The organism is Luteimonas aestuarii (assembly GCF_004357985.1).
GTDB lineage: Bacteria > Pseudomonadota > Gammaproteobacteria > Xanthomonadales > Xanthomonadaceae > Luteimonas > Luteimonas aestuarii.
In genome coordinates, this window is the sequence record NZ_SMTF01000002.1 from 401,040 (window position 1) to 412,864 (window position 11,825).

Annotated in this window: 14 protein-coding genes; 4 read left to right on the forward strand and 10 right to left on the reverse strand. The window is 68.7% G+C overall.

Annotated features, from left to right (window positions below; all coding sequences use genetic code 11):
* Window position 1: 1 nt before the first annotated feature.
* Window positions 2-1,027, reverse strand: a complete 1,026-nt coding sequence (gene purM / locus E2F46_RS04350) for a phosphoribosylformylglycinamidine cyclo-ligase (RefSeq protein WP_165967343.1) — start codon at window positions 1,025-1,027, stop codon at window positions 2-4.
* 185 nt (window positions 1,028-1,212) lie between these two features.
* On the opposite strand from purM, the gene E2F46_RS04355 reads away from it, so the two are divergent.
* The 3 genes from E2F46_RS04355 to hda are packed head-to-tail and all read left to right on the forward strand — an operon-like array spanning window position 1,213 to window position 4,252.
* Window positions 1,213-2,295: a DUF2066 domain-containing protein gene (locus E2F46_RS04355; RefSeq protein ID WP_133320846.1), complete on the forward strand. Its 1,083-nt coding sequence runs from the start codon at window positions 1,213-1,215 to the stop codon at window positions 2,293-2,295.
* Between the two features lie 14 nt (window positions 2,296-2,309).
* Entirely contained in the window at window positions 2,310-3,542 is a 1,233-nt protein-coding gene (locus E2F46_RS04360) for an AI-2E family transporter (RefSeq protein WP_133320847.1), read from the forward strand.
* A gap of 8 nt (window positions 3,543-3,550) precedes the next feature.
* Window positions 3,551-4,252, forward strand: a complete 702-nt coding sequence (gene hda, locus E2F46_RS04365) for a DnaA regulatory inactivator Hda (protein WP_133320848.1) — start codon at window positions 3,551-3,553, stop codon at window positions 4,250-4,252.
* A 22-nt stretch (window positions 4,253-4,274) separates the two neighbouring features.
* Here the strand turns inward: hda and E2F46_RS04370 are convergent, their stop codons facing one another.
* The 9 genes from E2F46_RS04370 to E2F46_RS04410 form a co-directional block, all read right to left on the reverse strand.
* Window positions 4,275-5,084, reverse strand: a complete 810-nt coding sequence (locus E2F46_RS04370) for a PDZ domain-containing protein (RefSeq protein WP_133320849.1) — start codon at window positions 5,082-5,084, stop codon at window positions 4,275-4,277.
* Window positions 5,085-5,103: 19 nt separating this feature from the next.
* Window positions 5,104-5,478 (reverse strand): hypothetical protein, encoded by a 375-nt coding sequence (locus E2F46_RS04375; protein WP_133320850.1) that lies wholly within the window; start codon window positions 5,476-5,478, stop codon window positions 5,104-5,106.
* A complete protein-coding gene (locus E2F46_RS04380; protein WP_133320851.1) occupies window positions 5,471-6,013 on the reverse strand; it encodes an RNA polymerase sigma factor in 543 nt (180 codons plus the stop codon). Before E2F46_RS04380 ends, E2F46_RS04375 begins: the two co-directional genes overlap by 8 nt.
* Window positions 6,014-6,275: 262 nt before the next feature.
* Complete coding sequence (locus tag E2F46_RS04385; RefSeq protein WP_133320852.1) at window positions 6,276-7,031, reverse strand: PDZ domain-containing protein; 756 nt, start codon at window positions 7,029-7,031, stop codon at window positions 6,276-6,278.
* Between the two features lie 10 nt (window positions 7,032-7,041).
* A complete protein-coding gene (locus E2F46_RS04390; RefSeq protein ID WP_133320853.1) occupies window positions 7,042-7,419 on the reverse strand; it encodes a hypothetical protein in 378 nt (125 codons plus the stop codon).
* A complete protein-coding gene (locus E2F46_RS04395) occupies window positions 7,416-8,018 on the reverse strand; it encodes an RNA polymerase sigma factor (RefSeq protein WP_133320854.1) in 603 nt (200 codons plus the stop codon). The genes E2F46_RS04390 and E2F46_RS04395 overlap by 4 nt, the downstream gene beginning before the upstream one ends.
* A gap of 55 nt (window positions 8,019-8,073) precedes the next feature.
* Window positions 8,074-8,799 (reverse strand): N-acetylmuramate alpha-1-phosphate uridylyltransferase MurU, encoded by a 726-nt coding sequence (murU, locus tag E2F46_RS04400; protein WP_133320855.1) that lies wholly within the window; start codon window positions 8,797-8,799, stop codon window positions 8,074-8,076.
* A 20-nt stretch (window positions 8,800-8,819) separates the two neighbouring features.
* Window positions 8,820-9,833, reverse strand: a complete 1,014-nt coding sequence (locus E2F46_RS04405) for an aminoglycoside phosphotransferase family protein (RefSeq protein ID WP_133320856.1) — start codon at window positions 9,831-9,833, stop codon at window positions 8,820-8,822.
* A 150-nt stretch (window positions 9,834-9,983) separates the two neighbouring features.
* The gene (locus tag E2F46_RS04410) at window positions 9,984-10,184 is read right to left on the reverse strand and encodes a hypothetical protein (RefSeq protein WP_133320857.1); all 201 of its coding nucleotides are present in this window, start codon (window positions 10,182-10,184) and stop codon (window positions 9,984-9,986) included.
* A gap of 188 nt (window positions 10,185-10,372) precedes the next feature.
* On the opposite strand from E2F46_RS04410, the gene E2F46_RS04415 reads away from it, so the two are divergent.
* Window positions 10,373-11,779 (forward strand): FAD/NAD(P)-binding protein, encoded by a 1,407-nt coding sequence (locus E2F46_RS04415; RefSeq protein WP_133320858.1) that lies wholly within the window; start codon window positions 10,373-10,375, stop codon window positions 11,777-11,779.
* Window positions 11,780-11,825 lie beyond the last annotated feature (46 nt).

The window sequence follows — 11,825 nt, forward strand, 5'->3', positions numbered from 1 at the left end:
TTCAGCCGATCCGTACCCGCTCGTCAGACGTGGCGGCAACCACCTGCCCGATCCGCCAGTGCGGCAGCGCCAGCCGGAGCAACTCGGCCTCGATGTCCGGTGCCGAGGCAGGATCGACCACCAGCACGAAGCCGATGCCGCAGTTGAAGGTGCGCCACATTTCGGCGTTCTCCACGCTGCCCTCGCGCTGCAGCCACTGGAACACCGGTGGCAGTTCCCAGGAAGATGCGTCGATGTCGAGGCCGAGTCCGTCGGGGACCACGCGGATGATGTTCTCGGTCAGCCCGCCACCGGTGACGTGGGCCATGGCGTGGATCGCCGGACCGTGCGCGCCGCGCAGCAGTTCCAGCACCGGTTTTACGTACAGGCGCGTGGGCGCCATCAACGCATCGGCCAGGGCCACGCCGCCCACGTCGAGCTCGGCGGGCCGGCCGGCCTTGTCGTAGATGCGGCGGACCAGCGAATAACCATTGGAATGCGGGCCGCTGGAGGCGATCCCGATCAGCAGGTCGCCCTCGCGCACCGCCGCGCCGTCGCGCAGTTCGGATTTTTCCACCGCGGCGACGCAGAAGCCGGCCAGGTCGTATTCGCCGGGAGCGTACATGTCCGGCATCTCGGCGGTCTCGCCGCCGATCAAGGCGCAACCGGACTGCGTGCAGCCCTCGGCGATCCCGCCGACCACCGCGACCGTGGTGTCGAGGTCGAGCTTGCCGGTGGCGAAGTAGTCCAGGAAGAACAGCGGCTCGGCACCCTGCACCAGCACGTCGTTGACGCACATCGCCACCAGGTCGATGCCGATGGTGTCGTGGCGGCCCAGTTGCTGCGCCAGCTTGAGCTTGGTGCCCACGCCGTCGGTGCCCGAGACCAGCACCGGCTCGCGGTACTTGCCGGACAGGTCGAACAGGGCGCCGAAGCCGCCCAGGCCGCCCATCACCTCGGGCCGGAAGCTGCGCTTGACCAGCGGCTTGATGCGCTCGACGAGCGCGTTGCCCGCATCGATGTCGACACCGGCATCGCGGTAGGTCATGCCGGGGGGGGGAGGCGGGGGGCTGGTCACAGGGCGGGTCGCGGGAAGCCGGGCAGGGCGCGATTTTAGCAGTGTGCCGCGTCCGGGCCGCGGCGGCGGGCGGGCGGCATGGTGCCGTGCAGGCGGTGCCGACGCCGTTTGTGGCACCATTTCGCCTTTCCCGCCAACGGATCCAGGAACGGATGATGGGTGTGGCCAATCGTTTCGCGCGACAGCTGGCCTGCGGCCTCGCGGTGGTGCTGCTGCTCGCTGGCACTGCGTCCGCGCAGCGGGTCGAGGGCGACCGTGCCGGTGCGCAGGGGCCGTACGAAGCCGAGGTGCCGGTACGCAGCCAGAGCGAAAGCGAGCGCGAGGCCGGTTTCGCGCGTGCGCTTGCGCAGGTGTTCGGCAAGCTGTCCGGCGACCGCAGTGCGGCCAGCCGTCCCGGCGTGGGGCAGGAACTGCGCCGCGCCGCGGATTACGTGGATGGCTACGACTACCGCCAGGACGAGAGCGTTGGTGCCAGCGGCGCACCCACCTTCCAGACCATGCTGGTGGTGCGCTTCAAGCAGGCCGAAGTCGATGCCGTGGCCGGCGCGCTGGGATTGCCGGTCTGGCCGACGCCGCGCCCGCGCCCGGTGCTGTGGCTGGCCATCGATGATGGCAGCGGCCCGCGCCTGGTGGGCCTCAACCAGAACAACGCGGCGCGCCCGGTGCTGAACCGTGCGATCGAACGCGGCTTCCGCCTGGGCCTGCCGGCCGGCAATGCCGCCGAACAGGCCGCCGCCGGCGCCATCTGGCGCGGCGATACGGCCGCGATCGCCCGGCTGTCGGCGCGCTACAACCCGCCGATGCAGCTGCTGGGCAAACTGTACCGCGGCGATGGCGGCTGGAAGGCCGACTGGATCTTCGTCGACAACGGTCGCGTGCTGTCGCGCTGGTCGGAAAGCCACGCAGATGCACGGCGTGCGATGGCCACCGGTGCCGACGGCGCTGCCGACGCGCTGGTGCGTCGCTACGCGAAGGCCAGTCCGGCGGGGCAGCAGGCGACCCAGCGCATCGTGTTCACGGGCATCAACAGCTCGGCCGACTACCTGCGGCTCTCCGCCGTGCTGCAACGCATGTCGGTGGTGCGTGGCTTCCGCCCGGTTCGCGCCATGCCGGACGGGATCGAGGCGGACCTCGACCTGTTGACCGGCATCGCCGGCTTCCGTCGCGTGGCCGATGCCGACGTCCTGGTCGAAGTGGAAGGCGGCGACGGCATCGTGCCGATGTACCGACTGCGCTGACGGAACCACGGACCATGGATACGCAACCACAGGCGAACTTCGAGATCGCCCGTTTCCTCAAGCGCCTGCAGTGGGGGCTGGTGGCCTTCGCGGTGCTGTGGGTGGTGTACCTGCTGGGCCCGGTGCTGACGCCTTTCGTGCTGGCGGCGCTGCTGGGCTGGCTGGGCGACCCGTTGGTCGATCGGCTGGAGAAGCGCGGGCGTTCGCGTGCGGTGGCGGTGACGCTGGTGTTCCTGCTGATGGCCCTGTTGCTGGCGCTGGTGCTGGTGATCCTGGTGCCGATGGTCCAGCGACAGGTCACCACGCTGGTTGCGGAGTGGCCGACGTACCAGGCCTACATGGCCGAGTGGTTCCAGGCCAATGCGGCGCCATGGATCGAGCGGATCACGTCGATGGTCGGCATGGAGGCGGACTCGTTCAGCCTCCAGCGCCTACTGGAGCTGGCCAGGGAACATTGGCAGGCGGCGGGCGGCATGGCGACCACGACGGCCGGCTACCTGTTCGGCTACCTCGGCCGTTCCGGCATGGCGCTGGTGATCATCGCGGTCAACGTGGTGCTGGTGCCGATCCTGACGTTCTACTTCCTGCGCGACTGGGACAAGCTGGTGGCGCGTGTCGCCGCGCTGGTGCCGCGCGACCATCTGGCCACGGTGTCGCGGCTGGCCCGCGAGTCCAGCGAATCGCTGGGCGGGTTCCTGCGCGGACAGATCCTGGTGATGGCGGCGCAGGGTGCGATCTACGCCGTCGGCATGTCGCTGGTGGGCCTGCGGCTGGGCCTGCTGATCGGCATCATCGCAGGCCTGATCAGCTTCGTGCCCTACCTCGGCGCCACGGTCGGCATCCTGCTGGCGCTGGTGGCGGCCATCGTGCAGGAGGGTGGCTTCAACTGGACCCTGCTGCTGATGGTCAGCGCGGTGTTCACCATCGGCCAGCTGGTGGAAAGCTACGTGCTGACACCGCGGCTGGTGGGCGACAAGATCGGCCTGCACCCGGTGGCGGTGATCTTCGCGGTGATGGCCGGCGGCCAGTTGTTCGGCTTCCTCGGCATGCTGCTGGCGCTGCCCGTCGCGGCGGTCGCCAACGTGATGCTGCGTTATGCCAACGAGCGCTACACGCAGAGTCGCCTGTATGCCGGCGACCGGCCGAAGATCGTACTGGATGGCCGTGCAAGCGAGGCGGGCATTGTCTTGGATGCGGACGTCGATGCCGCCGTGGATGACGCCGCCAACGGCAAGCGCGAGTCCTGATCGCGACGATGGTGACGCCTGTCCCGCAACTGCCGCTGGCGTTGCGCTACCCGCCCGACCAGCGTTTCGATACTTTCGTGTCGGGTGATCCGACCGTGCCGGCACACCTGCGTGCAGCGGTGGATGGTTCGCATCCAGGCAGCCTTTTCATCGCAGGCGCCGCCGGTACCGGCAAGACCCACCTGCTGCTGGCGGCGTGCGCCGAGGCCGACGGCACGGGCCGGCGCGCCGCCTACCTGCCGCTGGCCAGTGCCGTCGGCCGGCTGCGTGATGCGCTCGAAGCGATGCACGCGAACGAACTGGTCGCGCTCGACGGGGTGGATGCCATCGCCGGTCGCCGCGACGACGAGGTGGCGCTGTTCGATCTGCACAACCGCGTGCACGATGCCGGCGGCACGATGCTCTATGCCGCGCGCGACATTCCCGATGCCTTGCCGCTGGCCTTGCCCGACCTGCGCTCGCGCTGGCAGCAGTGCGCGCGCATCACGCTGCCAGTGCTCGGCGACGCCGCCCGCCGCGAGGTCCTGCGCCTGCGCGCGACACGTCGCGGGCTGCAGGTGGATGACGCCGCATTGGATTGGCTGCTACGGCGCGTGGACCGCGACCTCGGAAGCCTCACCCAGCTCTTCGACCAACTCGACCGCGCCGCGCTTGCGGCGCAGCGGCGGATCACGGTGCCGTTCCTGCGCCGGTTCTTCGAGGGGAACTGATCGGACAGGCCCGGGCGGCGTATCAGCGGCAGGTTTCGGCAGTCTGCCGCCACACGACCGGTTCCCAGTACGTGTTGTCGCGAATCATCCCGGTGTCCGGCGACCTGGTGAGCAATCGCGCGCCGATTTCATACCGGGTGTCCGGCGCGACATCCACGATCAGTACCTTGTAGCGACGCGCACCCTGCCGGCGGAGCTGGCGTTGCCGCTCCTGCAGGGTGAAGGCCGAGAACCGGGTGGCATCGATGCGCTCGTCGACCACGAGTACGCGGCGGCCGGCATCCACGCGGTGTCGATTGACGTCGAACAAGGGGGTGCTCCTGCCATCGATCCGGGTCACTTCGGCAGGGAAGACCTGCTGGCTGACCCGCGGGTGCGCACCGGACGTGGAGACATACCCGCAGCCCATCGGCGTGGATGCGGCCGTGGGGGAAGGGGTTTCACGAGCACTGCCCCGCAGGACCATTGGCACATCGTCGCGAATGATCTCAAGATGCAGTGCACGACCCGGCCCGGAGGTCGCCGAACGGAGTGCGGCCGCCGGAGTATTGCTGGCCGAAATCGGCTGGCCATTGATCGATACGATGCGGTCACCGCCGCGCAGGCCCATGCGCTCGGCGTTGCCGCCCGGCGTGACGGCCATCACCACGGCCCCATCGGCACCGATGCGCCGGATATCGATGACGGCGCCGAAGTCCTGTATCGCGGACTGCGCCATCAGCGGGACGGCGGCCGCAGCGTGGGCAGGAAGCGGCTGGCTCCGCGCCTGGGTCGGCAGCGCGGCAATCGCGACTGCGGCCGTGACCAGGATCAGCAGGCAATAAGTACGCATGGCAGGGTTCCGTGTGGAGTCAGTTGGTGCGTTGGATGGAGAGGCCGTGCATCAGCTGTGCGCGCGCGACCCACATGGGCTCGATCTCGGGGTCGCTGGCGTCGCTTTCGTATGCCGCCTGCAGTGCGCGATCGAGCGTGGCGATCTGTTCCACGACGTCGTTTTCCGTGGCGAGCGGCGGATGCGATTCGAAGTGGGGTGCCGTCGACCATGGCAGGAGCGCCGCAACTGCCAGCATCCCCGTCGCGGCAACTGCAGACGCACCGGCCAGCATGCGCCGCCGCGCAACAGCCCCGCGCTGGCGGTCGCGCAGGCGTGGCCAAAGGGTGTCGGGTGGATCGAGCAGGGGTGCCTGCTCGAGCTGCTTGAGCGGTGAACGGTTCAGGTCATGCATCGTCATCTCCAGGGTCCATGTCCTCGCGCAGCCGTGCCAGTGCACGGGACAGGATCGATTTCGACCAGCTTTCGCTGCGTCCGAAACGCCTGGCCAGTTCGGTGTGCGACCAGCCTTCGATTTCGTGGAGCCACAGCAGGGTACGGGCAAGCGGGGACAGCCGTCGCAACAGCGCCTCCGCCTCCACGCTGTCGGCGTGTACCGTCCCGGCCGATTCCATCGACCCCAGCCGTTCATCGTCGCCGTAGCGGCGCTCCCGGCGCAGGCGGTCGATCGCGAGGTTCGCGGCCACGCGCTTCAGCCAGGGGCGCAGGGGCGTGTCCGTGCGCAGGCCGGTGAGGAAGCCGAACATGCGCAGGAAGGTGTCCTGCACGATGTCCTCGGCGGCGGCGCGGTTGCCGGTCAGGCGCAGCGCCAGTGTGAACACCGCCGGCGCGTGCAGGCGATACAACTGCTCGAACGCACCGGCATTGCCCTGACGAGCCAGCTTCAGCAGGTGCGGTTGCGAAGGCGCGTCGGCGTCGTCCAGCTCCATGCAGACAAGGTACGGCGATGGCCGTCGATCCGTCGCACCCGGACCGGACCGCCACGCGGTGCCGGCGATCAGGCGGAGGCGAGCTACCGGTGCCGCTCAGGGACGGCCAACGGCGATCCAGCGCCAAGCGAGACCCTCGCCGGCGACCGTCCTCCTCCGCAACGCCACCCGCAGCAGTCGCCGCCGGCTGGAGTCGCGGCGTCTCGGCATACGCATCCAACCCCCGGTCGATCCCCAGCGGAAAAGGGACGAGATGTCGTGGTCAGGGGCAGGGCGTGTCGCTGCGCTCCTGCCAGACCACGGGTTCCCAATAGGCGTTGGCGCGGATGCTGTCGGGGTCCAGCCGATCGGTGAGCAGCCGCGCACCGACGTAGTAGGTCGTGTCCGGGGCGACATCCACCACCAGTGCCTTATAGGCCCGGGCCTGCTCGCGGCGCTTCATCAGTGCCCGTAGCCGTCTCTGGGCGATGGTCAGCTCCTCAATCCCTTCTGCAACGATCAAGACGCGCGTACCGGCGTCCACCCGGTGGCGGTTGACCGTCCCCAGCGGTGTGCTGCGGCCATCGATCCGGGTGATCTGGCTCGAGTAGACGCCTTGGGTGACCCGGGGCAAGGTGCCCTGAGTGGTCAGGAAACCACAGCCGGAGCCGGCGCCCGTGGCGGACGTGGCGGGCGCGGCAACTCGCCCCGCCAAGGACTGCCTCGCGCCGTTGCGGACTACCTCGATACGCAGTTCGCCACCGCTTTCGGCGAGCGTTTGTCCGAGCAGGGAGCCGGGCTGCCTGCTGCCGACGAAGGAATGGCCGTTGATCGACTCGATCCGGTCGCCGACCTGAAGGCCGATGCGCTCCGCATTGCTGCCGGGCGTGATGGCAAGCACCACCAGGCCATCCTGCGTCTGGCGCAGGTCCGTGACTGCGCCGAATGTCGAAGGCGTCCATTGCGCCGAAGCGGTGCCGGCCATGGCGAGCGCCATGCACGTGGCCAGCAACAGGGTCCGTCGTCGGGAGATCGTCATTCCGGCAGCCTCACATTGCGTCGGGGAGTTGCGTGGCCTGAATCGCCAGGGATCGGCGAAGCCGCCACAGGGGTTCGATCTCGTCGTCGGAAGCGCCTTGTTCATAGGCAGCCTGCAACGCGCCGTCGATGGCCCCGAGGCGTTCCTGCACGACGCGCGTATCGACGGTGCCAGCGGACATGGCCATGGTCGTCGGCGCAGGTGGCTGGTCGCGAGGGACCAGCCACCACGCGCCTGCCAGCAGCACGGCCGCACAGAGCACCTGAGCGCCCTCGCGGAACCTGCGGCGCCGTCGCCGTTGGGCCGCCGCGAGCTTCGGCCAGAGCGTGTCGGGGAGGGCGGGAACCTTGCGGTCTGGGAGCGTGGGTCGAGGATCGAAGTTGCTCATCTTGTTTTCCGCGTCGCGGCCTTGCGCGTCTGGTTGGAGTGGTCGTGATTGGCGTCCGCGGAGGGAGCGTTGGCCCGGCGCAGCTGGGCGATCGATCGCGAGACCAGCGACTTCGACCAGCTTTCGCCGTGGCCGAAGCGTTCCGCGAGTTGTGCGTGGGACCAGCCTTCTGCCGCATGCAGCCAGACCACTGCGCGTGCGACCGGCGGCAGCATCAGCAAGAGCCGTTCGGCATCCACGCCGACGATCGCCGCATCGGCATCCCCAGCTTCGCTCAGGCCGGCTTCCTCGGGCAATGCATCCTCGAGATGGCTGCGGTCGCGACGGAGGCGGTCGATCGCGGCATTGGTGGCAACGTGCTTCAACCACGGTCGCAAGGGCCGATCGGAACGTAGCCCGCCCAGGAAACGCAGCAGGCGCAGGAAGGTCTCCTGGGTGATGTCCTCGGCGGCCGCTGCATCCCCTGTGATCCGGAAAGCGAGTGCGTGGACCGTCCGGGCATGGCGGTGATAGAGGATCTCGAAAGCGGACTCATTGCCCCAGCGCGCCTTGCGTATCAAGGCGGCTTCTTCCTCCACGTCGAATTGCGCTGCTTCCATTCCCTATGGATACGGACGACAGGCGAGAATCGTCGCAACTCTCGAGAACTTCGCTTTAATCCGTGCTGCGAGTCGTGGAATGTGGATTGAGGCTGGCATCCAGTTCTTGCAACCGCTCCGGGGTGCCGACATCGGTCCAGTGGCCGGTGAAATGCTCGCCGGTCACGGCGTCTCGCTGCATCGCCGCGCGCAGCAGCGGCGCAAGCTGGAAGCGCGGCGGTTCGGCGCGCGCGCCAGGGGTGTCGCCGATGACGGCGCGCCAGTCGTCGAACAGCCGTGGCCGGTATACGCCGATGCCGGAGAAGGTGAGCTTGTGCTCACCGCTGGCGGCAACGCGCCCATCATCGTGCAGCAGGAAGTCGCCCGAAGGATGGTGCGCGGGATTGTCGATCAGCACCAGGTGCGCGTCGCCCGCGGGTTCGCGCGGCAGTCGCGCGAAGTCGTAGTCGGTCCACACGTCGCCGTTGACGGCGAGGAACGGCGCATCGTCCAGCAGCGCCAGCGCATGCCACATGCCGCCGCCGGTTTCGAGCGGCGTGCCGCCTTCGCGCGAGTAGCGGATGCGCAGGCCGAAGCGTTCGCCATCGCCCAGGGTGGCCGGGAACTGGTCGGCCAGCCATGAGATGTTGATGACGACGTCGCGCACGCCGATCGCGGCAAGCTTTTCCAGATGCCATTCGATCAGGCGCTTGCCGCCCACGCGCAGCAGCGGCTTGGGCGTGGTGTCGGTGAGCGGGCGCATGCGCTCGCCGAGGCCGGCGGCCAGGACCAGGGCTTTCATCGTGCGACGCGCGACGTGGATCAGGCGGCCGCGCTGGCGCCCTGCAGCGCCGGGCGGACGTGTGCATCCAGCAGGTCGGCCAACGCCTGCAGCTCCGGATAACGCGGCAGCACGGCATCGAGGTAGGCGAGGAAACGCGGCGCATCGGCGACGTACTTCGGCTTGCCGTCGCGATGGTTGAGCCTGGCGAAGATACCGATCACCTTGAGATGGCGATGGATACCGATCAGGTCCGCATCACGGCGGTACTGCTCCCATGTCGGCACCGGCAGCCCGGCTTCGGTGGCCAGCGCGTGGTAGCGCGCCTGCCACCGGGCCACGCGTTCCTCCGGCCAGCTGAGGAAGGCATCCTTGAACAGGCACGTGGCGTCATAGGCGATCGGGCCGTGCAGCGCGTCCTGGAAATCGATCACCGCGGTGTCGCCATCGCCGGGCATCAGGTTGCGCGGCATGAAGTCGCGGTGCACCAGCACCTGCGGCTGCGCCAGCGCACTGTCGATCAGCACGCGGTAGACGGCGAACAGGCGCTCGGTTTCGGCCTCGTCCAGCGACACGCCAAGGTGCACGCCCAGGAACCATTCGTCGAACAGGCGCAGCTCGCGCAGCAGGACTTCCTCGTTGTAGGCGGGGAACCCGTCGGGCACCGGGATGTGTTGCAGTTTCAGCAGCTGGGCCAACGCGGCCTCGAACATCATGTCGGCGTTGTCGGCATCGATGACGTGCAGGTAGGTATGCGGGCCGAGGTCTTCGAGCAGCATGAACCCCTGTTCCGCATCTTCCGACAGCACGCCCGGCACCCGCACGCCACCGCTGCGCAACAGCTCGCGGACCTTGAGCCAGCCGGTGACGTTCTCTTTCTCCGGCGGCGAATCCATCACGATCCGGCTGGGCACGTTGCCGATGGTGCGCCAATAGCTGCGGAAGCCGGCGTCCACCGAGGCGCGCTCCAGCTCCAGCGCGGGATTGCCGGCGGCGGCGCGGGCCCAGGCCAGGCGCTGGTGTTCACGGGCGGTCGGAAGGGTGCTTGGGTCCATGGATGCTCCAGCCGGCGGATGCCGGTCGGGGCATAGGGTAGTGGAATCCGCGCCACCGCGTGTCCACCGATGTCCCGGGCATGTCGCCCTTGTCCGGCGCGCGTGGCGCCGTCCCCGAAGCTGAATGATCCGGTCCGTCGGACGTGTGGTTCAGGCTGCGGCGCGTGTCTGCCCGAGCGACGCCAGCCACTCGTCGTCCGAGCCTTCGTTCACGCCCTCGAACAGGAACGTCGACAGGTAGCGCTCGCCGGTGTCGGGCAGGGTGGTCAGGATCACGCTGCCTTCGGGCGCCTGTCGGCGACCTGACGCATGCACGCCCTTGGATACGCCGCGGTGCGGCAGCCACGGCATATCGTCATTGCCAACCGGCATATCACGACGATGCTCCGCCGCATGCTCGTCGGATCAGTACCTTGCGCTCGATGTCGTACGTTGGACCTGCGCAGCCGCGCGCTAGATCACGCCGCGATAACCGTTCGCTTACATCCGCTCCAGGCCGGCTTGCTAGAAAACCGGCGATTCCACACGAGGCGAAGGGCATGCGGATCACCATCATCGGTGCAGGCTTCAGCGGTTGCGCGTTGGCGTTGCAGTTGGCCGATACGCGCGACGATGCTGTCGAAGTCTGCGTGGCCGGCGTGCCGGCGACGTTCGGACGAGGCGTCGCATATGGCGAGGCACGGCCGGAACACCTGCTCAAAGTGCGTGCGCGGCACCTGGGAATCGATCCTGACAACCCGGACGATTTCGCCGAATGGCTGAACCTCAGCACGCGCGCCCGCGATGCCTTCCTGCCGCGCATCGCGTACGGGGAGTACCTGCACGACAGGATCCTCACTACCCGCGAACAGTCCTCGAATCTCTCGTTTTTCGAGCACGAAGTGATCGCGATCGAGCGGGAGCCCCAGGGATTCCGCGTGTTCCTGGCGGACGGAAGCGATTTCGCCAGCGATTGCGTGGTTCTCGCCCTCGGTGCGCTTCCGCCGCAGCGCCTCGCCGGTGTCGGGCCCAGGTTGGCGCGTCATGCGCGTTATATCGGCTGGCCCTGGCACGAGGAAGCGCTCGACCGGATCCAGCCGGACGAGCGCGTGCTGATCATCGGGACCGGCCTGACGATGGCCGATGTCGTGACCAGCCTGCACAAACGTGGCCATCGTGGCGAGATCGTCGCGCTGTCGCGGCATGGGTTGCTGCCGCTGCGCCACCTGCCCGAGGCGCCCGCGCCGATCCGGCTGCCGCCGAGCGTGCTGCATGCGCTCAGGACGCGCGATGTCCGGAGGTTGCTTGCAGCCGTCCGTTCGCTCGCATGCGCCGTCCCGGACTGGCGCAGCGTGGTGGATGCTCTGCGGCCGCATACGCAGGCGTTCTGGCAAGGATTGCCGGCCGTGCAGCGCGCCCGCTTCCTGCGCCACCTTCGCACCTACTGGGAGGCGTGTCGGCATCGCCTCGCGCCCCGGGTTGCGGCGGAACTCGACTTGCTGGCGGTGTCGGGGCAGTTGCAGGTGCGCGCCGGACGCCTGTTGCGTGCCGGCCTGCGCGAGGACGGGGTGGACGTCGTCATCCGTCACCGTTTCCGGAAGCAGACCAGCGTCGAACGCTTCGACCGGCTGGTCCGGGCGACTGGACTGGATACCGACATCACGCGGACCACCCACCCCCTGGTGACGCACATGCTGGATGCAGGCCTGGTCCGGGCGGACGCGCACGGCCTCGGCATCATGGTGGACGATGGCCTTGGCGTGCTGGATGCCAGCGGGTTCACCATTCCGGGCCTGTACTGCCTGGGCCCCTTGCTGCGGGGGCACCTGTGGGAGATCACCGCGGTGCAGGAGCTGCGGACCGCGGCCGGTGCGCTGGCGCAACGGCTCCTGGAGGGCGACCCATGTGCCGACAGGCCGCGACTTCCCGCATGGCCATGGCGCGCTGATGCGGACCGGTCCGGCTGATGCGCGACGCCAGGGACCCTCCGGACACGGACAGGGTCATGGGTTC